This is a genomic window from Streptomyces sp. NPDC088350 (assembly GCF_044753545.1).
Lineage (GTDB): Bacteria > Actinomycetota > Actinomycetes > Streptomycetales > Streptomycetaceae > Streptomyces.
The window spans coordinates 134,504-155,776 of record NZ_JBIVNL010000001.1 but is presented as its reverse complement, the minus strand read 5'-3'; the positions used below and the strand labels follow the sequence as shown (position 1 = coordinate 155,776).

17 protein-coding genes and 2 pseudogenes are annotated in these 21,273 nt (G+C 70.8%); 7 read left to right on the top strand and 12 right to left on the bottom strand.

Annotated features, from left to right (window positions below; translation table 11 throughout):
* Window positions 1-195: 195 nt before the first annotated feature.
* The 5 genes and pseudogenes from rsmA to rsmI form a co-directional block, all read right to left on the bottom strand.
* Window positions 196-1,047 (bottom strand): annotated as a pseudogene (rsmA, locus tag ACIQBL_RS00730) (16S rRNA (adenine(1518)-N(6)/adenine(1519)-N(6))-dimethyltransferase RsmA); the annotation flags it as partial.
* 124 nt (window positions 1,048-1,171) lie between these two features.
* The gene (locus ACIQBL_RS00725) at window positions 1,172-2,470 is read right to left on the bottom strand and encodes a ubiquitin-like domain-containing protein (RefSeq protein ID WP_401935346.1); all 1,299 of its coding nucleotides are present in this window, start codon (window positions 2,468-2,470) and stop codon (window positions 1,172-1,174) included.
* A 131-nt stretch (window positions 2,471-2,601) separates the two neighbouring features.
* Window positions 2,602-3,486, bottom strand: a complete 885-nt coding sequence (locus ACIQBL_RS00720; protein WP_401935344.1) for a TatD family hydrolase — start codon at window positions 3,484-3,486, stop codon at window positions 2,602-2,604.
* 47 nt (window positions 3,487-3,533) lie between these two features.
* Window positions 3,534-3,983, bottom strand: coding sequence for a hypothetical protein (locus tag ACIQBL_RS00715; protein WP_401935342.1), 450 nt, complete (start codon window positions 3,981-3,983; stop codon window positions 3,534-3,536).
* A gap of 283 nt (window positions 3,984-4,266) precedes the next feature.
* Complete coding sequence (rsmI, locus tag ACIQBL_RS00710; RefSeq protein ID WP_401935340.1) at window positions 4,267-5,118, bottom strand: 16S rRNA (cytidine(1402)-2'-O)-methyltransferase; 852 nt, start codon at window positions 5,116-5,118, stop codon at window positions 4,267-4,269.
* A 96-nt stretch (window positions 5,119-5,214) separates the two neighbouring features.
* Between rsmI and ACIQBL_RS00705 the strand changes: the two genes are divergently transcribed.
* From ACIQBL_RS00705 to ACIQBL_RS00695, 3 genes are all read left to right on the top strand, one after another.
* Entirely contained in the window at window positions 5,215-6,954 is a 1,740-nt protein-coding gene (locus ACIQBL_RS00705; protein WP_401935338.1) for a dolichyl-phosphate-mannose--protein mannosyltransferase, read from the top strand.
* A 134-nt stretch (window positions 6,955-7,088) separates the two neighbouring features.
* Window positions 7,089-8,720 carry a penicillin-binding transpeptidase domain-containing protein gene (locus tag ACIQBL_RS00700; protein WP_401935336.1) on the top strand — a complete coding sequence of 544 codons (1,632 nt, stop codon included), beginning with the start codon at window positions 7,089-7,091 and terminating at the stop codon, window positions 8,718-8,720.
* Window positions 8,721-8,855: 135 nt separating this feature from the next.
* Complete coding sequence (locus ACIQBL_RS00695; protein WP_401935334.1) at window positions 8,856-10,532, top strand: penicillin-binding transpeptidase domain-containing protein; 1,677 nt, start codon at window positions 8,856-8,858, stop codon at window positions 10,530-10,532.
* A 3-nt stretch (window positions 10,533-10,535) separates the two neighbouring features.
* Here ACIQBL_RS00695 and ACIQBL_RS00690 read toward each other — a convergent pair whose 3' ends face one another.
* Window positions 10,536-10,889: an SsgA family sporulation/cell division regulator gene (locus ACIQBL_RS00690; protein ID WP_401935332.1), complete on the bottom strand. Its 354-nt coding sequence runs from the start codon at window positions 10,887-10,889 to the stop codon at window positions 10,536-10,538.
* Window positions 10,890-11,078: 189 nt separating this feature from the next.
* Here ACIQBL_RS00690 and ACIQBL_RS00685 point away from each other — a divergent pair, with 189 nt between their 5' ends.
* The 3 genes from ACIQBL_RS00685 (at window position 11,079) to ACIQBL_RS00675 (ending at window position 13,333) form a co-directional block, all read left to right on the top strand.
* Window positions 11,079-11,549 carry a MarR family winged helix-turn-helix transcriptional regulator gene (locus ACIQBL_RS00685; protein WP_401935330.1) on the top strand — a complete coding sequence of 157 codons (471 nt, stop codon included), beginning with the start codon at window positions 11,079-11,081 and terminating at the stop codon, window positions 11,547-11,549.
* A 123-nt stretch (window positions 11,550-11,672) separates the two neighbouring features.
* Window positions 11,673-12,128, top strand: a complete 456-nt coding sequence (locus tag ACIQBL_RS00680) for an organic hydroperoxide resistance protein (protein ID WP_401935328.1) — start codon at window positions 11,673-11,675, stop codon at window positions 12,126-12,128.
* 35 nt (window positions 12,129-12,163) lie between these two features.
* The gene (locus ACIQBL_RS00675; protein WP_401935326.1) at window positions 12,164-13,333 is read left to right on the top strand and encodes a serine hydrolase domain-containing protein; all 1,170 of its coding nucleotides are present in this window, start codon (window positions 12,164-12,166) and stop codon (window positions 13,331-13,333) included.
* A 99-nt stretch (window positions 13,334-13,432) separates the two neighbouring features.
* On the opposite strand, the gene ACIQBL_RS00670 is transcribed toward ACIQBL_RS00675, so the two are convergent.
* From ACIQBL_RS00670 to ACIQBL_RS00660, 3 genes are read right to left on the bottom strand one after another with little or no spacing between them, the layout of a single operon-like run.
* On the bottom strand, window positions 13,433-16,192 hold the full coding sequence (locus ACIQBL_RS00670; RefSeq protein WP_401935324.1) for an alkaline phosphatase family protein: 2,760 nt from the start codon (window positions 16,190-16,192) through the stop codon (window positions 13,433-13,435).
* 13 nt (window positions 16,193-16,205) lie between these two features.
* Complete coding sequence (locus tag ACIQBL_RS00665) at window positions 16,206-17,555, bottom strand: ABC transporter permease (RefSeq protein ID WP_401935322.1); 1,350 nt, start codon at window positions 17,553-17,555, stop codon at window positions 16,206-16,208.
* Window positions 17,552-18,511 carry an ABC transporter ATP-binding protein gene (locus ACIQBL_RS00660; protein ID WP_401935321.1) on the bottom strand — a complete coding sequence of 320 codons (960 nt, stop codon included), beginning with the start codon at window positions 18,509-18,511 and terminating at the stop codon, window positions 17,552-17,554. The genes ACIQBL_RS00665 and ACIQBL_RS00660 overlap by 4 nt, the downstream gene beginning before the upstream one ends.
* 206 nt (window positions 18,512-18,717) lie before the next feature.
* Between ACIQBL_RS00660 and ACIQBL_RS00655 the strand changes: the two genes are divergently transcribed.
* The gene (locus tag ACIQBL_RS00655) at window positions 18,718-19,401 is read left to right on the top strand and encodes a maleylpyruvate isomerase N-terminal domain-containing protein (protein WP_401935319.1); all 684 of its coding nucleotides are present in this window, start codon (window positions 18,718-18,720) and stop codon (window positions 19,399-19,401) included.
* A gap of 3 nt (window positions 19,402-19,404) precedes the next feature.
* On the opposite strand, the pseudogene ACIQBL_RS00650 reads toward ACIQBL_RS00655, so the two are convergent.
* The 3 genes and pseudogenes from ACIQBL_RS00650 to ACIQBL_RS00640 form a co-directional block, all read right to left on the bottom strand.
* Window positions 19,405-19,619: pseudogene (locus tag ACIQBL_RS00650) on the bottom strand (EamA family transporter); the annotation flags it as partial.
* A 13-nt stretch (window positions 19,620-19,632) separates the two neighbouring features.
* The gene (locus tag ACIQBL_RS00645) at window positions 19,633-20,157 is read right to left on the bottom strand and encodes a YbaK/EbsC family protein (protein ID WP_401935317.1); all 525 of its coding nucleotides are present in this window, start codon (window positions 20,155-20,157) and stop codon (window positions 19,633-19,635) included.
* Window positions 20,158-20,713: 556 nt separating this feature from the next.
* Window positions 20,714-21,268, bottom strand: a complete 555-nt coding sequence (locus tag ACIQBL_RS00640; RefSeq protein ID WP_401935315.1) for an isochorismatase family protein — start codon at window positions 21,266-21,268, stop codon at window positions 20,714-20,716.
* Window positions 21,269-21,273 lie beyond the last annotated feature (5 nt).

Genomic DNA, 21,273 nt, shown 5'->3' with positions numbered 1-21,273 from the left:
GTCGCCGGGTCGGACGGTGTTCGCGGTCTCCGCCGCACGGCTCGCGCTCGGGGCGTTGCCCGCCCGACCGGCGCTCACTGCCTCCGCCGGGCCGCTCGCGCGCAGGGCGTCGCCGGCCCCGACGCCACCCGCGTTCTCCGCCGTGCCCGCCTCGCGTTCGGTACCCGCGTGTGTGGTGACCTCGGTTCCGGTCGGCTTGTTCTCCGCGATCCGCGCGAACTCCTCGACCGTCAGTGACTCCCCGCGTGCCTGCGGCGACACCCCGGCAGCGACGATGGCGATCTCCGCCGCCGCCGCCGAGCCCGCCCAGCCCGCGAGCGCCGCCCGCAGCGTCTTGCGGCGCTGTGCGAAGGCCGCGTCGACCACGGCGAACACCTCGCGCCTCGTGGCGGTGGTCTTCGGCGGCTCGGTCCTGCGGGTGAGTGCCACGAGCCCGCTGTCCACGTTCGGTGCGGGCCAGAAGACCGTACGGCCGATGGAGCCGGCCCGCTTGACCTCGGCGTACCAGTTCGCCTTCACGGACGGGACGCCGTACACCTTCGAACCGGGCGGCGCGGCCAGCCGGTCGGCGACCTCCGCCTGGACCATCACCAGTGTGCGCTCGATGCTCGGGAAGTGCTCCAGCATGTGGAGAAGGACCGGTACGGCCACGTTGTAAGGGAGGTTGGCGACCAGCGCGGTCGGGGGCGGGCCCGGCAACTCCGTCACCTGCATCGCGTCGGAGTGGACGAGTGCGAAGCGGTCGGCCCGGTCGGGCATGCGGGCGGTCACTGTCGCCGGCAGTGCGCTCGCGAGGGTGTCGTCGATCTCCACGGCGGTGACGCGGTCGGCGACCTCCAGCAGCGCGAGGGTGAGCGAGCCGAGGCCGGGGCCCACCTCCACGACCACGTCGTCGGGGCGGACGTCTGCGGTGCGGACGATACGGCGGACCGTGTTCGCGTCGATCACGAAGTTCTGGCCGCGCTGTTTGGTGGGGCGTACGCCCAGGGCTGCCGCGAGTTCACGGACTTCGGCGGGGCCCAGGAGGGCGTCGGGGTTGCTGCTCACGTCATCTAGGTTACGGGCCGTTCTTCGTCTGCCGGTCCGTCGTGGCTGGTCGCGCCCACGCGGCGGAGCCGCAAATCGATGCAGCCCCGCGCCCCTGAAGGATGGGGGCTGCGCCCCCGATCCATCAGCCGTGCAGCCTTGTTCCACAGTGCGGCCAGGGGCTTGAACCCCGTCTTACGTACAGCCTCTTCGCGCGCAAGGTCTGTTCTTCCGCGCTCGCGTCCTGCGGGCGGCCCGTGCCGCCGAGGCTGTGCCAGGTGTGGGTGTCGAACTGGTAGAGGCCGCCGTAGGTGCCGGAGGGGTCGACCGCGCCGGGGCGACCGCCCGACTCGCAGGTCGCGAGGCCGTGCCAGTTCAGTTGGTCGGCGCCCTGTACCGAGGTGGGGAGGGGTTTCGTGCCGACCTTCACCAACTGCGAGCGGGGTTCCCGCACCAGGTCGTCGTCGATCCGGCGGGGCTTCTCCTTGACGCCGTTGACCGTGCGCAGGGCGTAGGTGACCCGGCGCAGGCCCGGCTGGCCGGCGCGTTCGACGACCTCCGTGCCCTTGAAGAGGGTGGGGTCGTCGGCGCGTTCCACCTCGAAGGGGATCGCCTCCTCGCGGATCTCGCGCGTCCCGGTGACACGCAGGACCGTGATCGTCTGGCCGTCCCGCGGGAAGCTGTCGGGCGGTACCGAGGTGGTGTCCTCGCCGTGCAGGCCGATACCGGCCTCGTCGACCGCCTCGCCGACCGTCGCCGCGTTGGTACGGATCGTGCGGGCGCGGCCGTCGGCCATGATCGTGACGGTGCGTTCGGTGCGCACGTCGAGCGCGAGCCCGGCGCGGCCGATCGGCTGGGAGCGCGAGGTCGACACGTACGCCCCTTCCGCGCGCACCCCGAGCTGTTCGAGCGCCCCGTCGACCGTGCGCGCCGTGGTCCACACCTCGCGCCGCTGCCCGTCGATCGTGAGCCGCACGGGGCGGCCGTAGCGCACCGCGACCTCGTCGCCGCTGGCGAGGGCCGTGTCCGGGCCGGGTGCCACCACGTCGTGTTCGCCCACGTCGACGCCCTGCTGGGCGAGGAGTTCGGTGACGTCGTCGGCGAAGGTGTGCAGGGTGCGCGGCCTGCCGTCGACGTTCAGCTCGATCGCCTTGTCCTTGGCGACGAACGCGGTGGTGCCGCCGGCGAGGACCGCGACGACCAGCGCCTGCGGTACCAGCCGCCGCATGGTCGAGGCCGTCGAGCCGGTGCGCTCGGCTCTTCGTCTGCGCTCCGCGCGCCCCGGCGCCTCGCTCACCGCCTGGCGCGGGAACACGGGTTCGTGCGCCTCGTAGGCGGGCCGGTACGTGTCCTCGTACACCTCGGTGGGGCCGTCGGTGTACACATCGGCGCGCACACCGCGGTCGTACGTCTCGTAGGTCTCGTAGGTCTCGTAGTTGCTCACGCCGACACGCTCCAGAAGGCCAGAAGGGTCCGGATCGGGCCAACAGAACCTAGCGGAGCGACCGTCACTCTCCAAAGCGGCGCGACTACTCAGGGTTGTGTTCGAAAGGGGCGCCGGGCATCGGTGAAGCCTCAATAGCCGAAGGCTCGGGCCGTGTTCGCCGCCAGGGCCGTCGCCAGCGCGTCCTCACCGAGGTCCCGGACGGCCGCCATGGCGCGCACCGTGACCGGAACGAGATAGGGCGCGTTGGGCCGTCCGCGGTACGGGGCCGGGGTCAGGAAGGGGGCGTCGGTCTCCACCAGGACCAGTTCGAGGGGGGCCACCGCGAGCGCGTCCCGCAGGTTCTGGGCGTTCTTGAAGGTGACGGTGCCGGCGAACGACATGAAGTACCCGGCGCGGGCGCAGAGTTCGGCCATCTCGGCGTCGCCGGAGTAGCAGTGGAAGACGGTCCGCTCGGGAGCGCCCTCCTCCTTGAGGACGCGCAGGACGTCGGCGTGGGCGTCGCGGTCGTGGATGACCAGGGCCTTGCCGTGCCGCTTGGCGATCTCGATGTGCGCGCGGAAGGAGAGTTCCTGTGCGGCCTTGCCCTCGGGGCCGGTGCGGAAGTAGTCGAGGCCGGTCTCGCCGACGCCCTTGACCTGCGGCAACCCGGCGAGACGGTCGATCTCGGCGAGTGCCTCGTCGAGGGCCGCGTCGCCGCCGGGGACTCGTGCGCCCTGCCTCGACCAACCGTCGGGGTCCCCGTGGACTATGCGCGGGGCCTCGTTCGGGTGCAGCGCGACCGTCGCGTGGACGGCCTCGTAGCGGGCGGCCGTCTCGGCGGCCCAGCGGGAGCCCTTCAGGTCGCAGCCGACCTGGATGAGCGTGGTGACACCGACCGACGCGGCCTTGGCGAGAGCCTCGCCCACCGTGCCGGACTGCATGTCGAGGTGGGTGTGGGAGTCGGCGACGGGCACCCGGAGGGGTTCCGGGAGCGGCGGTGCAGCGTTCTTCTCGCTGCCGCTGGAGGAAGGCATGCCCCGATCCTACGAAAGGGGCATGCCCGCCCGGTCGTGGGAGCCGGTCAGCTCGCCCTGCGGTGGAACGGGTGCAGGAGATCGGAGAGGTGCCAGTGGTGTTCGCGGGGTTCCGGCAGCGGGGTCACGGCGGCATCGCCGTCCGCGCCGCCGCCCTCCGCGGCCGTAGCCGCGTCTGCCGCTGCCGCCGTCCGGGGCCGCGGTGCCTGGTACTGCCGCTGCGCGGCCTCCCGCACCGACGACACCTGGCCCGCCCGCATGATGCGCACGACGTGCCCGTCGCAGTTGAGGCAGGCGGGGCGACTCAGCGGCGACGGCACGACCTGGCCCTCCGCCACGTACATCACGAACTGGTGGCCGTCGGTGTCGACGTGGTGCTCTATCTCGTACGCCTGCTCCCAGCCGTGCCCGCACCGCATGCAGGCGAAGGAGTACGACTCGTTGACCACGGCGGTGGCAGCGCCACGAAGGCCGGTCTGCCCTGCGATCTCACTCATGCCAGCTCCTGCTTGCTTTCCGCTGGACTAGCGCCTCCGGCGAGAGGATTCCCCCCGGAACTCTCAGTGGAGGCGAGGGACGGGTACGTCCCTCAATCAAGTGGACGCCTCCGGCAGGGCGAACGCATCAGACCTGTCGACTGTTGGAGGCGATTTGGACTTTCCTTGTCGAATCGCCCCACCAAGGCGGTCCGGCATGTGCATTCGCTGACCGTGCTTTGCCCCGCCATGGGGCGCGCGCTCATAGGAACAGCTCCCCGCTCAGAGGAACCCTTCCCGCAGGTCAGACGGGTTTTTGCGCACTCTTCGCCGCGACCACCGCATCGAACACCGCACGCTTGGGAACGCCCGCTTCGACCGCCACCGCGGCGATCGCCTCCTTGCGCCGCTCCCCCGCCTCCTCACGCACCCGCACCCGGCGTACCAGCTCGTCGGCGCCGAGTTCCTCGGCCTTCTCGGGGGCGCCCTCGACGACGACGGTGATCTCCCCTCTCACACCCTCCGCCGCCCACGCGGCCAGCTCGCCGACCGGGCCGCGCTTGATCTCCTCGTACGTCTTGGTCAGCTCCCGGCACACGGCGGCCCGCCGCTCGGCGCCGAACACCTCGGCCATCGCGGCGAGGGTGTCGTCGAGCCGGTGCGGCGCCTCGAAGTACACGAGGGTGCGCCGCTCACCGGCCACCTCCCGCAGCCGCGACAAGCGCTCGCCGGCCTTCCTCGGCAGGAACCCCTCGAAGCAGAACCGGTCCACCGGCAGCCCCGACAGCGCGAGCGCGGTGAGCACGGCGGACGGCCCCGGTACGGCGGTCACCCTGATGTCCCGCTCCACCGCGGCGGCGACCAGCCGGTACCCCGGGTCGGACACCGACGGCATCCCGGCGTCGGTCACAAGGAGCACGCGCGCCCCGCCCACCAGCGCCTCGACCAGCTCGGGCGTCCGCGCGGCCTCGTTGCCCTCGAAGTACGACACGACCCGCCCCTTGGGCTGCACCCCGAGCGCCTGCGTGAGCCGCCGCAGCCGCCGGGTGTCCTCGGCGGCGACCACGTCGGCGCCGGTCAGCTCCTCGGCGAGCCGGGGCGGCGCGTCCTGCATGTCGCCGATGGGGGTGCCCGCCAGTACAAGGGTTCCAGTCACGCCCCCATCCTCGCAGGGGCCGACATCTGCGGACGCATCCGGACCGAGACCGCCCATGCACGGGACTCACACAGCGCGGTTCCCTACGATGGCGCGGTGACCAGTACCGCGTCCTCCACGGACACCCGGCAAGGGCAGGCCCCGCACGAGCAGCGGCCGTCGTGGCAGCAGCGGCTGCGCCGATTCGGATATGCGGCGGGGCCCAGAAGCGACGTACGGGACCGGCTGGTGCCGCCGTACGCGGAGCCCAGCCCCCGGCTGTGGGCGGCGCTCGGCCTGTCGCCGGCGCTCGTCGACCGCGTCACCCGCTGGTCGGGCTGGGGCGGCCCGCTGCTGGTCACGCTCATGGCGGGCGTGCTGCGCTTCTACCACCTGGGCAGCCCGAAGGCGGTGATATTCGACGAGACGTACTACGCGAAGGACGCGTGGGCGCTGGTCCACCGCGGCTTCGAGGTCAACTGGGACAAGAACGCCAACGACCTCATCCTTCAGCACAACGGCCACGTCACCATCCCCTCGGACGCGGCCTACGTCGTGCACCCGCCGGTCGGCAAGTACGTCATCGGGCTGGGTGAGCTGATCTTCGGCTTCAACCCGTTCGGCTGGCGCTTCATGACGGCGCTGCTCGGCACGCTGGCCGTCCTGATGCTGTGCCGCATCGGCCGCCGTCTGTTCCGCTCCACGTTCCTGGGCTGCGTGGCGGGCGTCCTGATGTCGCTCGACGGCCTCGCCTTCGTGATGGCCCGCACCTCGCTGCTCGACGGTGTGCTGATGTTCTTCGTGGTGGCCGCGTTCGGCTGCCTGCTACTGGACAGGGACAGGGCCAGGGAGAAACTCGCGGCGGCGCTGCCGGTGGACGCCGACGGCCGGGTCCGCCCGGACGCGCACACCGCCGACACCCTGTTCCTCGGCCTGCGCCCCTGGCGCTGGGCGGCGTGCCTCCTGCTCGGCCTCGCCATCGGCACCAAGTGGAACGGCCTCTACATCGCGGCGGCCTTCATGGTGATGACGCTGCTGTGGGACGTCGGCTCCCGCAGGGTCGCGGGCGCCCGCCGCCCGTACGTCGCGGCCCTGAAGTACGACCTGTTCCTTGTCGCGCTCATGGTCCCGGTCGCGATCTCCGTGTACCTCCTGTCCTGGCTCGGCTGGATCCTCTCCCCCGCCAACGGCACCGGCGGCTACTTCCGCAACTGGGCGGCCACCGACGGCAAGGGCGGCTTCTGGAGCCAGTTCATGCCGGACTGGGCGCGCAGCCTGTGGCACTACGAGCACGAGGTCTACGAGTTCAACGTCGGCCTGCACTCCCCGCACACCTACATGTCCAACCCGTGGAGCTGGCTCGTCGACGGCCGCCCGGTCTCGTACTTCTACGAGTCCCCCTCACCCGGCTCCGACGGCTGCCCGGCGAGCGCCGGCGAGAAGTGCGCCCGCGAGGTCCTCGCCATCGGCACCCCGCTCCTGTGGTGGGCGGCCTGCTTCGCGCTGCTGTACGTCCTGTGGCGCTGGGCGTTCCGCCGCGACTGGCGCGCGGGCGCGATCGCCTGCGGCGTCGCGGCCGGCTACCTCCCCTGGTTCCTGTACCAGGACCGCACGATCTTCTTCTTCTACTCCATCGTCTTCCTCCCCTTCCTCTGCCTCGCGGTCGCGATGCTGATCGGCGCGCTCATCGGCCCACCCGGCTCCGACGACACCCGCCGGGTCGTGGGCGCGGTGGGCGCGGGCGTGCTGATGCTGCTGATCACGTGGAACTTCATCTACTTCTGGCCGCTGTACACGGGCACGGCGATCCCCATCGACCAGTGGCGGTCGCGGATGTGGCTGGACACCTGGGTCTAGCCGGTACGCGGCCCGGCGAAGGGCGTGATTCAGTCAGCCGATCTCCGTTAGGACAACAAAAAGCAACACCCCTCACAGCTTTCCCCCACGCCACCTACAGTGCGAAGGACTGGTAACGGGGAAGGGACCGCGCGATGCGCAAGGGGGTCAAGGTCACCGTCATCGGCAGTGTGTTCGCCGTGATGGTGTCGGGGGCGGGGTACGGGGCCTACAACCTCGTGTCCGCGCTGGGCGGCAGTTCCGGGGTCGGCGGGTCGAGTGGGCCCGCGCCCGTGAAGACCGGGCCGCCGAGTGCCGCCGAGGTCAAGGAGACGACGGGGAAGTTCTTCGCGGCCTGGCAGAGCGGCGAGTCGGCGACCGCCGCGACGTACACGAACAACGACGCCGCCGCCGACCCCGTACTGGAGTCGTTCAGCGGGTCCGGCCACCTCACCGAGGTGAGGATCACACCCGGTGCGGCGACCGGGGCCACCGTGCCGTTCGGCGTGCGGGCGACGGTGTCGTACAAGGGAATCGACAAGCCGCTCAGCTACAAGAGCCGGCTGACCGTCGTGCGCGGGAAGACCACCGGGCGGGCGCTCGTCGACTGGGAACCGTCCGTCGTGCACCCGGAGTTGAAGGCCGGCGACACCTTCGTCACCGGGGAGTCCGAGAGCCCGGCGATCGAGGCCGTGGACCGGAACGGGTCCGAGCTGACCAAGGAGAAGTATCCGTCGCTGGGGCCGATCCTGGACGAGCTGCGTGCCAAGTACGGTGCCGTGGCGGGCGGTACGCCCGGTATCGAGCTGTCGATCAAGCACGAGGCCGCGGACTCGGCGGACACCACGCTGCTGACCCTGGAGAAGGGCAAGGCGGGCACGGTGCGCACGACGCTCAGCGCGGGCGTCCAGGCCGCCGCCGAGAAGGCCGTGACGAAGTACGCGGAGTCGTCCGTCGTGGCCCTGCAGCCGAGCACCGGGCAGGTACTGGCGATCGCCAACCACCGCGACGACGGCTTCAACGCCGCGTTCCTGGGGAAGCTGGCGCCCGGCTCGACCATGAAGATCATCAGCGCCGCCACGCTCATCGACACCGGGCTCACGACGATGACCGGCCCGGCGCCCTGCCCGACCACCGCGGTCTGGCAGGAGCAGACGTTCCACAACCTGACGGGCCTCAAGCCGGACGAGGGCGCGACGCTCGCCGACAGTTTCGCCCGCTCCTGCAACACCGCGTTCGTGAAGTTCGCCGACTCGGTCGAGGTCGACTCCCTGACCAAGGAGGCCGAGGACCGCTTCGGGCTGGGCCGGGACAACTGGAAGACGGGCATCCCGTCCTTCGACGGCTCGGTGCCCGCGTCCGGCGGCCCCGACACCGCGGCCAACCTGATCGGGCAAGGCCAGGTGCAGCTGAGCCCGCTGAACATGGCGTCGGTGACGGCGACCGCGAAGACGGGCACGTTCCGCCAGCCGGTGCTCGTCGCGCGGAGCCTCGACGACCGCCGACTGGCCACCGCGCAGGGCCTGTCGGCGAATACGTCGGCCCAGCTGCGGGCGATGATGTACCGCACCGCGACCAGCGGCACCGCGGCGGGCGTCATGGCGGGGCTCGGCCCGGACATCGGCGCGAAGACGGGTTCCGCCGAGGTGGACGGGCAGGCCAAGTCCAACAGCTGGTTCACCGGCTACCGGGGCGACGTCTCGGCGGCGGCGATGACCCAGGACGGCGGCCACGGCATCGACGCCGCGGGCCCGATCGTCCGCGCCGTCCTGGCGGCGAGTGGCTGAACTCACCCCCGTGAGACGGGAACTCACCCGCACAGGACGGGACTCTAAGGTGTGCCCCGTCGTTGGGGCGTGTGAGGGCAGAACAGGGCCGAGTGACGACGGGGGCCCCAAGGGATTCGCGGAGGATCGGGAACTGTGGGCACGAGGGGCAAGAAGAAGGTCGCCGCCGAGCGGCGGAAGGCGAGACCCGCCCTGGTCGGCGGAGTGATCGCCGTGGCCGTCGTCGGCGCGGGCGTCGGCGCCTACGCGCTGTACGACGGCGGGGCGTCCGCCGAGGCGCGCACCCAGGGCGCCGACCACAAGGCCGTCAAGACGGGCCCGCTGTCGGCGACCGAGGTGCAGACGACCGCGAAGCGGTTCCTCGCCGACTGGCAGCAGGGCAGGGTCGCCCAGGCCGCCGCCGCGACCGACAAGGCGACGGCGGCCACCGCGCTGCTCACCGGCTACACGAAGAACGCCCACATGACGGGCATCACCGTCACCGAGGGCGTCCGCGCGGGCACCAAGGTCCCCTTCTCCGTGAAGTGCACGGTGTCGTACAAGGGCATCACCAAGCCGATGACGTACGCCACTTCGCTCACCGTCGTGCGCAGCGCGAAGGACGGCAGGCCGTACGTCCAGTGGCACGCCTCCGTCGTCCACCCGGACCTCGCGGACGGCGACACCCTGGTCACCGGCGAGTCGGGCACCCCGCCGATCAAGGCCTACGACCGTGCCGGCGGCGAGCTGACGACGGCCAAGTACCCGTCGCTGGGCCCGGTGCTGGACGGGCTGCGGGAGAAGTTCGGCAAGAAGGCCGGCGGCAAGGCGGGCATCGAGCTGCGGGTGGTCCGGGGCAAGCAGTCCAAGGAGTCCGACAAGACGCTGCTGGAGCTGAGCAAGGGCACCCCGGGCAAGGTGAAGACGACGCTCAGCCCGACGCTCCAGGCGGCGGCCGAGACGCAGGTCGACAAGCAGAAGAACTCCTCGGTCGTGATGATGCGCCCGTCGACCGGCGAGATCCTGGCCGTCGCGAACGCCTCGCACGGCTTCAACGTGGCCTTCCAGGGCTCCCTCGCCCCCGGTTCCACGATGAAGATCGTGACGTCGACGATGCTCTTCGAGAAGAACCTGATCACCCCGGACGCGTCGCACCCCTGCCCCAAGACGTACAAGCTGGCGGGCTGGACCTTCCACAACGACGACGACTCGGAGATCAAGAAGGGCTCGTTCAAGCTGGCCTTCGCGGCCTCCTGCAACAACGCCTTCATCAACTTCGCGCCCAAGCTGTCCAACAGCGACCTGACGACGGAGGCCCAGCAGGTCTACGGCCTCGGCATGGACAACTGGGCCATCGGCGTCCCCAGCTTCGACGGCTCGGTCCCGGTGCAGAGCGGCGCGCAGATGGGCGCCTCGCTGATCGGGCAGGGCGGGGTCCGCATGAACCCGCTGAACATGGCGTCGGTCGCCTCCACGGTCGACGCGGGCACCTTCCACCAGCCGTACCTGGTCTCCCCGACGGTCGACAACCGCACGCTCGCGAAGGCCTCCCGCACGATGTCCTCGACGACGCAGTCCGAGCTGAAGGAGGTCATGCAGTACACGGCGGCCTACGGCACGGCGGCGAAGGCGATGGCCGGTCTCGGTCCGGACTACGGCGCGAAGACGGGCTCGGCGGAGGTCGACGGCCAGAAGAAGCCCAACGGCTGGTTCACCGCGTACAAGGGCGACCTGGTCGCCGCCGGCGTGGTCCAGGCGGGCGGCCACGGCGGCGACACGGCGGGTCCGATCGTGGCGGCGCTGCTCAAGCTGGGCAGCAGTCTCGGGGGCTGAGGTTCAGGACGCGATCGGCGCGGCGGCCATATAGGTCCGCCGCAGGAATCGCATGATCGTCTTCGTCTCGAACTGGACGACGGAGACGCCCTGTTCGGAGTGGAACTCGACGACGGCCTGCACCCGCCCGCACGGCCACACCCGTACCTCGCCGCTGCCGGCGGGGGCGCGCAGCCCCTGTTCCAGCAGGGAGCGGGAGAAGGTCCATTCGTGCGGTCCGGGCAGGTCGATACGGACCGCGCGCGGATCGGCTTCGGGGTCGTACCGCAGGATGACGGGGACCGCGTCGCGGTCCAGCCGGTCCACGTCCTCGTCGGTGACGATATGGGCTCGCGCGTACTGTTCGACTACGGACATCGGGCGGCCCCTTACGCTGAGTGACCTGTGTGAAAGCTATGCATCCGCTTCCACTACCCCAATGTCGCATATTTTCTCGGGAGCGCCCTCCGGGGCGACAGATCTCACATCCAGGGGAGCCGCGGTGCACGAGGCCCGTCGCCTGGAGTTGCCCTTCGGGTTCGACCCGCGGTCCGTGACAATGGGCGCGTGACGAACGAGGACCATACGGTTGCTGCCGGGTCGCTGCGCCTCGACGAGCAGTTGTGCTTCGCCCTGTACGCGGCCCAGCGTGCGCTGACGGCCGCGTACCGCCCGCTCCTCGACGAGCTGGAGCTGACCTACCCGCAGTACCTCGTCCTCCTCGTCCTGTGGGAGCGCGGCGAGACCCCGGTCAAGGACCTGGCGACCGCCCTGCGCCTCGACTACGGCACGGTGTCCCCGCTGCTGAAGCGCCTGGAGGCGGCGGGGTTCGTGCGCCGGGAGCGGGCGGCGCACGACGAGCGTTCGGTACTGGTCGCGTGCACGGAGCGCGGTACGGCTCTCAGGGAGCGGGCGGCGCGGGTGCCGGGTGCGCTGCTGGCGGCGACGGAGCTGGAGACGGCGGAGGTCGTCCGGCTGCGCGAGGAGCTGTGGCGGCTGGCGGAACGGGCCGGGGCGGCGGCGGAACGGGCCCGCTGACCCGCCGGCCTCGGGTTACCGGCGGTTTCCACCCCCTGCCACAGAGGGTCGACCTACCCGCCAGTATCTTGTGCACGATGTAGTTGCGCGCTCTCGTGTTTCCGCTCCGGGGGAGGTCCCGCCATGACCGACGACACCGCTGACACCGCCGTCGACACCCGCCCGACGAAGATCATGTACGTCGCCGAGGCCACCGCCCACGGCGGCCGGGACGGCTATGTCAGCAGCCAGGACGGCCAGCTCGCCCTCCGGGTCGCGATGCCCCCGGCCCTGGGCGGCGACGGCAACGGCACGAACCCCGAGCAGCTGTTCGCGGCCGGCTACAGCTCCTGCTTCCACAACGCGCTGGTCCTCGTCGGCCGCCGGGCCGGCTTCGACCTGACCGGTTCCACGGTCGCCGCGAAGGTCGGCATCGGCCCCAACAACCAGAAGGGCTACGGCCTCGCGGTCGCCCTGAGCGTGTCCCTGCCGGTCCTCGACCCGGGCATCGCGGCGAAGCTGGTGGACGCGGCCCACGAGGTCTGCCCGTACTCGAACGCGACCCGCGGGAACATCGACGTGACGATCCTGCTTGGTTGAGAGAGGGGCCCGACGGCGGAACGAGGAGCGCGGACGTGGACGTGAACGGCGTGGTGGCCGAGGGCTTCGAGCCGGTCGGGGAGGCGTTCGTACGGAACTTCGAGCTGCTCGGGGACCGGGGCGCGGCGGTGACGGTGTACCGGGACGGGCACCGGGTCGTGGACCTGTGGGCCGGCACGAAGGACGTCGACGGCACCGCGCCCTGGCAGCGGGACACGGCCCAGATCGTCCGCTCGGCGACGAAGGGCGTGGCCGCCGCCGCACTGCTCCTGCTGGCGCAGCGCGGGGAGCTGGATCCGGACGCTCCGGTGGGTGCGTACTGGCCGGAGTACAAGGCGGCGGGCAAGGAGCGGACGCTGGTGTGGCAGCTGCTCGCGCATCGCGCGGGGGTGCCGGTGCTGGACCGGCCGCTGACCCCGGTGCAGGCCGCCGATCCGGTGCGGGGCGCGGAGGCCGTGGCGGCGCAGGCGCCGGTGTGGGAGCCGGGCACGGATCACGGGTACCACGCGCAGACGTACAGCTGGCTGACGGGTGAGCTGGTCCGGCGGGTGACCGGACGGTCCATCGGTGAGTGGATCGCGGACGAGATCGCGGGCCCGGTCGGGGCGGACCTGTGGGTGGGTCTGCCGGCCGGTGAGACGGCTCGGGTGGGCCGGGTGGCGCAGGTCGAGGCCGCCCCGGCTCCGGCGGACGCGGGCGCGTTGCGCATGCGCCCCAAGCGGTCGGTCTCCGCGGCGTACGCGAACCCCGGCTCCCTCACCCGGCGCGCGTTCGGGGCGATCACGCCGATGCCGGACGAGAACGACCCGGCGTACCGGGCGGCCGTACTCCCCGCGTCGAACGGCATCGCGACGGCGGACGGCCTGGCCCGTTTCTACGCGTCCCTGATCGGCGAAGTGGACGGCGGGACACGGCTGTTCACCCCGGAGACGGTCCGACTGGCCCGCACGGAACGCTCGTCGGGACCGGATCGGGTACTGGTGGTGGGCACGCGTTTCGGCCTGGGATACATGCTGCACGGCAGCGCGTCCCCGTTGCTGTCGGACGGCTCCTTCGGTCACCCGGGCCGGGGCGGCGCGCTGGGCTTCGCCGACCCGGAGTCGGGCATCGCGCTCGGCTATGTCACGAACGGCTTCCGCAAGAGCGTGACGGCGGATCCGAGGGCGCAGGCACTGGTGAAGGCGGTACGGGCGTCCTTGAGATAGCCGGACCGGACCGGGCCGGGTTCGCGGTGGACGCGGTGGCCGTGCGACCCCTGACCGGCGGCGATGCCGGACAGGGGCCGTTGCCGGGCCGGGACTCGGTCAGCCGTCGGACTCCGACGACGGGAGGTAGGCGCCCGGTACGTCGTTCGGCGCGTAGAGCGTGCTGTCGCCGGGGTACGGCTTGGTCCAGTTGTGGGTCTGGTACCAGGTGTAACGGTTCATCTGGGTGGGGTTGGCGTAGTCGGGCACGGCGTGCGGGCCGGTCAGCCGCTGGTGCGAGGCCCAGGTCTTCCACTGGGCCGCGAGGGCCTTCTCGGCCGCCGGTACCGACACGGACGTCGGCGCGGGTGCCGCGGCGGTGTCCTGGGCCGCCGGGGTGTCCGAGCCGCAGGACGGCTGCGGGCTCACCCCGAGGGTCAGCGAGGTCCGGTTGGGGACCGCCGTGAACGGGGTGTCGTCGGCCTTGTCCGTGAACGCCCCGTACATCGGGGTGGCCGCGCTGTCGAGCTGGTTCATCGGGTGGATGCCGAGGATCTGCTCGATCGTGCGGACCATCGTGATCTGCGAGTAGTAGTGGTTGTCGACCGTGCCGTGGTTGGCGTACGGGCTGATGACCTGGACCGGGGCGCGGTGGCCGTCGACGTGGTCGAGGCCGGCCTGGGAGTCGTCCTCGACGACGAAGATCGCCGAGTCCTTCCAGGACGAGCTGTGCGTGATCCTGTCGACCATCCTGCCGACCGCGAGGTCGTTGTCGGCGACCTCGGCCGCCGCGTTCGCGGGGCCGCCGGTGTGGTCGTTGGAGAACCAGAACATGTTCAGGTTCGCCGGGCCGTTCTTGTCGAAGTCCTGCTGCCAGATCTGCTCTTTGTAGATGTCCGGGACGCTGAGGTCGAACAGCGGGAAGCCCTGCACCGACACGTTGTTGAGGGAGGGGATCGCCGAGCCCGTCTGGATGGGGTAGGCGGTCTGCGCTCCGGTCGCGGCCATGTTCTTGCTGTCGCAGTACAGGTTCTGCCAGGTCGCGCCGGACGGCTTGGTCTCCAGCGACTGGAACTCGCCGAAGTCCTTGACGGACTTGCCGGCCGCCTGCGCGCCGGTCCAGATGAACCCGGTCTTCTGGTGGCCCAGGACGTCGTTCTCGGTGTCGTAGCTGCGCGTGTACTCGCCGGCCGAGGACTCGGTGTACTCCGGGTTGTCCGACTGCATCAGCCAGTTGTGGCCCTCGGCGGAGTTGGTGCCGATGTCGTAGAAGTTGTCGTAGAGCCCGAACTGCTCGGCCAGCGCGTGCTGGTTGGGCGTCACGTTCTCGCCGAACTGGGTGAGCGAGGCGTTGCCGTCGCCCTGCGGGAGGTCGCCGAAGACCTGGTCGTAGGTGCGGTTCTCCTTGACGAGCAGGAAGACGTGCTTGATCGTCGAGGGGTCGCCGAGCCGGGCCGGGACCGGGACGGCCTTGGCGTGGCTCCTGCCCCTGCCCCCGGCCGTGGTGACCGAGTCGCGCGTCCAGCCGTTCTGCCTGAAGACCTTGGCCGTCTGCGACCTGACGACGAGGTCGCTGGGCAGCGTGAACCGGGTCAGGCTCGACGTCGTGTCGTGGGTGTTGTGGCCGGCGGCGTCGGGGCGCAGCGCGTCCACGCCACGGGTGTTGGCGACGACGACCTGCTTGCCGACCGCGCTGATCCCCGAGGGGTAGTAGTCCGTGGGGAGCAGGCCGACGTAACGGGCGGGCTGCTGCGGGGAGTTGTAGCGGTAGACGGCGACCGCGTTGGCGCGCCCGAGCGTGACCAGCAGCCGGCCGTCGTCGGTGAGCGTCACCGCGTTCGGCTCGTAGCCGACCGACGCCTCGGGCCACGGCTGGGTGGCGATCGTCTGGACGACCCTGTCCTTGCGGGTGTCGATGACGGACACGCTGTTGTCGGCGGTGTTGGTGACGAACACCGCGCCCTTGCTCGCGTACACGGCGGTCGGGTGCAGTCCTACGGCGATGGTGCCGACGGCGGCGGAGGGGTCGGCGGTGTCGATGACGCTGACCGTGCCGGTGGTGCTGGCGCCGGTGTCGGGATTCGCCGGAACATCCGTCCCGTAGGAGTTGATGGTGGTGTCGCCGGCCTTCGCCGGGCGCCCGCCCTCGTTGCTGACGTACAACGTGCCGCCGACCAGGGCGATTCCGCGCGGGGCGGTGCCAACTGCCCAGCTCTGCTTGATGGTTCCGGTCGCCGCGTCGATGGCGACCACCTTGTTCTGGCCGTTGACCGCGGAGTACACGGTGGAGCCGTCGGCGGAGAACACGGCCGCGCCCACCAGCGCCTGCTTGGCACCGTCCGCGGCGATCGGGACGGCCGTGGGGCTCGCGAGGGTGCCGTCGGCGTTGACGGTGAACCTGGTGTAGCCATTGGCCTGCCCCAGCCACAGCTGCTTGCCGTCGGGCGAGTAGGTCGGGCCCTCCTGGCCTACGGAGCCGCTGCTGATGCGCAGGTCGTCCGCCGCGTTGGTGCCGATCTTCTGCTTCACCTGACCGGTAGTCAGGTCCATGACCACCAGAGAGGCGTCGCCGTCGGCGATCGAGGCCGCGAGACGGGTGCCGTCCGGGCTGACCGTCGACGACATGATCTTGCCGTCGTTGATGACGGTACGGGTGCCGTACGGCTTGATGTACTGGTCGCTGGAGATGACCTGGCCGTTGGCGGTGGTCTGGCCGACCTGCTGGGTGCCGAACTGGTACGTCGAGGCGACCGCCGTGCCCGTGACGCCGAGGGCGACCGCGATACCGGTCGTCACCAGCAGTGCCCGGCGGCCGACGTGTCTGCCGAAGAGGTTGACCTGTTTCTTCTCGCTGATCCGACGCTGGCGAGTTACCTGCACGGAACTGTTCCCTTCAGTGGGTGTCGAGCAGCTCGACGTTGCCGTCGAACTGCCACAGCGGATTCGGGGCGTCACCGGTCGAAGTCCGTACCAGGAAGTAGCCGTTGACCTCCTTGGGACCGTCGCCGTCCGCCACGAACCGCCCGTCCGAGGTGATGTCGAGCTGGTAGACCGCCGTCCCCGTGACCGCGACCCCGGGGAGATGCCAGCTCACGACGCAGCGCCAGTCGTTGCCCGCGCCCTCCTGCGCGGCCTGGCCGTCGCTCTTGGTGCACGCCGCCGAGGTCCGCAGCTGCGCCTCGGTGACGGCGGGCCGGTGCAGCTGCTCGGTCTGCTGGCGATACAGATGCGCGAACACCGTCGCGAGGGACTTCTGCACCTTGTCCTGCTCGATCCCGGAGCCCGTCGACGGCGTCGCCGCGGCGACCGCCCCCACGGTGACGGCGGTCAGCGCGGCCAGCGGCAGCACGCCGAAGGTGAACGCGCGGCGCCCGGATCCGTCGTAGGCCGGGTTGGTGAAGTCCCGCCGTACGAACAGGAGATGGGCCAGCGCGGTCGCGAGGAGGGCCCATGCCAGGCTGACCGCGACGGCGGTCAGGAGCGGGGCGAGCTGGGCCGGGCTGGTGAACAAACCGTTCCAGGCGATGAAGGCGTAGCCGGGGAGGGCGAGGCGCACGGCGACGGGCAGCGGCAGCATCTGGGCGACCTGCATCGCGAGCGCGACCAGAACGGGCAGCAGCAGCCCCATCGAGGACCGCCCCAGCGCGACCGACCCGAGGAGTCCGATCGCGGCGAGCGCCAGGGTCGGCGCGAGGGCGACAAGCCAGGCAAGGAGCACCCGCCCGGCCGCGTCCCCCGGCGCCAGCAGATGACCGTCGAGACCGACGAGCGGCTGGTCGCCGACCGCCACGAGCCCACCGGCGGCACTGGACCCGGCCAGCCCGGCCACCAGCACCAGGATGACGGTGAGGCTGGCCAGTGCCTTCGCCACGAAGATCCGCGCGGGCGAACGGACCGCCACCAGCAGATGACGCCAGGTGCCGAGCCGGTCCTCGGCGGCGAACACGTCACCGGCGACGAGCGAGGTGAGCAGCGGGAGCGCCCAACTACCCGCGAACCCCAGCATGACCAGCGGCCCGGCCCACCCCGTCGCATGCATCCAGCGCCCGAAGAGAGTGTCGGAGGGGAGGGTGCTCTGCCGGCTCACCCCGGCGACGAAGAGCGCCGGCGCGACCCAACAGGCAAGTACCAACAGGCGGATGCGCCACTGCGAGACCAGCTTGACGAGTTCGAAGCGGTAGCTGCGCGCGACGGAGACGCGACGGGCGGGGGCGACATGTTCGGCAACGACGGTCGCGCTCATCGACCGGCCTCCTGCCGCTGTTCCCTCTGTTCCTGATCGGTGAGGGCGAGGAACGCGGCCTCCAACGGCGATATGACGGGGGCGAGTTCACGTACCGCGATGCCCGACCGCACGAGCCGGGCCACCAGTTCGTCGAGGGCGGGTGTCAGCGCGCGCACGACGAGCACCTCGGCGTCCGGCCGCACGCCGCTGTCGTCGACGATCCGGATGCCGGCTGTGCCGGCGGCAAGCGCACGCGCGGCCCCGGGGTCGGACGTCCGCAACCGGTAGTCGAGTTCACGGCTCTCGGCGGCCAGCTTGCTCAACGGCCCGGAGAACACGACCCGTCCGGTGGCGAGGATGGTGACCTCGGAACACAGCGCCTCCAGGTCGTCCATACGATGGCTGGAGAGCACCACGCCGGTCCCGCCGGCGGCGAGTCTGCTGAGCACCCCGTGCACATGTCTCTTGCCCGCCGGATCAAGGCCGTTGGACGGTTCGTCGAGCACGAGCAGCCGGGGTTTGGTGAGCAGCGCGGCGGCGAGCCCGAGCCGCTGCCGCATCCCGAGCGAGAACCCGCGGGCCCGGTCGTCGGCGACATCGGTGAGCCCGACCTGGTCGAGCACGTCGTCGATCCCCGCGGTCCGTGCGTCATGGCCCCGAAGAGCGGCCAGCGCGGCGAGGTTCTGCCGGGCGGTGAGCGAGGGATAGAGCCCGGGCCCGTCCACGAACCCGGCGACACCGTCGGGAGCGGCGAACGCCCGCCCGACCGGCGTACCCAGGATCTCCAGCCGCCCGCCGTCGGCGACGGCCAACCCCAGCAACAGACCCAGCAAGGTGGTCTTCCCGGCCCCGTTCGGCCCGACGAGACCATGGATCTGCCCCTGCGTCACCTCCAGATCGACACCGTCGAGCGCGACGACATCGCCGAAGCACTTGGTGATCCCGCCGGCCCGGACCGCGTGGCGTCTCTCCATGAGCCCCCTTCTCTCGCATCCTCAGGGACCCTAGGGGCACCACACATCACAGACACAGACAGCCGTCTGAACGCCCATGAAACGGTTCGTCAAGTCGTAGGCAAGCCCGGTGAAGGAACGGTCAACCCGCCTGCAGCATCAGCCCGATTCCGGCCACGAGACGTCGCCGACGCAGATCTGTACCCAGGCCGAGTAGCTTTACCGGCATGGACCAGGGGCGGGTAGTTGAAGCGTTTCGTCTGGAGGCGAGGCAGCTCACGCGGGCGATGGCTGAGGTCTCGACAGCCGAATGGCGTCTGCCGACGCGGTGTGCCCCGTGGAAAGTGAGCGACTTGCTGGCTCACGTCCGGGTGGTGATTGCCTGGCTGCCGGACATGCTGGCCGCGCCGGCACCGACCCGTGCCGAGGTCTCCGCAGTGGAGTACTACCGGCCCGACAGCCGTTTCGCCCCGGACACCAACGCGGCTCGGATCGCTCTGGCCCAAGACCATGCGGCCGAACAGCTCAGCGGCGCCGCGCTCGTCGACGACTTCAACGTCACTTGGCAACAGGTGGACCGACTGTGCCGGGCCGAGCCCGAGGGGCGTGTGGTGCGCACCCGGCACGGCGACCCGATGCTCCTGTCGGAGTTCCTGCTGACGCGCGTGGTCGAGGTCGCCGTGCACGGCCTGGACCTGGCCGACGCCCTGGGACGCGAACCGTGGCTGACTTCCCAGGCCGCGGATGTGGTACAGGGTCTTCTGCTCGGCCCGGATGGGACAGCGACGCTGGAGAAACTGGGTTGGGGGCAACTGCGCTTCCTGCGCAAGGCGACGGGGCGCGAGCCGATCACCAGGGACGAAGCATCGGACGTCGACCGTCTGGGCATCCGATGGCTCACTCTGGGGTGAGAACGGGCGTAGGTCGGGCGGGAGTTGATCGCGTCGGAGGTGAAGAGCGCAGGCCGGGATCATCCAGCCCTGGGCGGCCAGCAGCCAGGCGATGTACCCGAACGAGGACCCCGATGCCCGCCCGAGCCCGTTGGGGCGGTGTACGCGGCGATCGACAGCCCGGTTGTCAACGCGGCCCCGATCGCAGCCCAGTTGGGCCGCCGTCCGCGCATCCTCCACGGGCCCCCGGAGTCACGAGGTCTGCTCGCGCACGTCCACCAGGGTGGCACCGGCGTGGGCGACAAGTTCCTTGGGCTCCATGGGGAACACGGCATGCGGGTTGCCGGCGGCGGCCCACACGACGCCGTGCGCGAGCAGGGACCGGTCGGCGAGTACGCGGGTCTTCGTACGGTGCCCGAAGGGAGGCACACCTCCGATGGCGTACCCGGTCGTCTCCCGTACGACGTCGGCCTTGGCCCGGGTGACCTTCTCGACGCCGAGTTCCCGCCGCACGAGCTCCACGTCCACGCGGGACGCCCCGTCCATCAGCACCAGTACCGGTACCCCGTCCGCCGCGAAGATCAACGACTTGCAGATCTCACTCAACTCGCATCCGATCGCGGCGGCGGCCTCGGCGGCGGTAGGGGTGGCGTCCGGGAAGCGCCGAATACTGCCGAGCAACTCGGCGAGACCCAACTCCCGCAAGGCCTCGGCGAAACGGGGGTTGGCGCCGGAATCCTCGGAGTCGTGGATGTTTTCGCTGTCGTTCGTGGTCATGTGGGGCACGGTAGCGGCGGGTGTACCGGGCCTGCGACTGAGTTCTGAGCATGGGGCCACTCGCTTCTTCGCCAGTGTCGGGGTGCGACAGGGGCGTGTCTGCGCCTCGCCGGCTCGCCGGGCCGTCTCGGCGGCCAACCGCCGGTGGGTGGGGGGTGGCGCGGGAGATGCCGACGTGGGGGGTGCTGGAAGCTGGGTCTTGGACTAACTACTCACATGGCACGTCACAGGTTAGAAATGACCCCAGCTTCCAGCACCCCCCATCCCCACCTTCGAGCCCCGCCCTCAATGCGGGTGTCCCCACCGGCCGTTGGCCGCTGAGCCCACCCGGCGCGAGTCAAGGGTGGAGCGAAGCGGAATCGCCGCAGGCGACGCGTAGCGCCCTTTACTCGGGACGCGGAAGCACGACACTCGCCAAGAAGCGGGCGGCCCGACGTCCACTTCGCCCGGCTGCTCGCCACGGAGCAACTCCGCGCTCGGGGGCTCCCGTTGGACCGGGTCACCCACATCGTCGCCGGAACGCTCCGTATCGAGGTGAGCGAGGGCCGAGAGGGGTTCAGCTCCCGAGTACGACGTCCTTCGTCGCCTCGACTCCCGCCGTGCGACCCGGGCCCGTGTGGTACTTCCAGTAGAGGTTCGTGTGGGCGATGACCTGCTCCGGCGGCGGCGCACCCCACTTGCTCAGGTCCGACGTGGTGTGGGCGTCGCCGACGAGTGTCACGTCGTAGCCGCGTACGAACGCGCTGTGGATCGTGGAGCGGATGCACGCGTCGGTGGACGCGCCGGCCACCACCAGGCGTCCGACCCGGGCGGCTGCCAGCGCCTCCTCCAGGGTGGTGTCGTCGAAGGAGTCGGGGTAGAGCTTGTGGACCAGGGGCTCCTGCTCGCGGCGGGTCAGTTCGGGGACGTACCGCCATCCGTCGCTGCCCTTCGTCACCTGCTCGTCGGAGTGCTGGACCCAGACGACCGGGACGTCTTCCTCGCGTGCCCTGTCGACGAGCGCGGCGATGTTCGCGACGACCGCGTCACGCTCGTACGCGTCGGCCACGACGGCGACCTGGACGTCGATCAACAGCAAAGCGGTGTGGGGGCGTTCTGCGAGTGTGGTCATGCTCA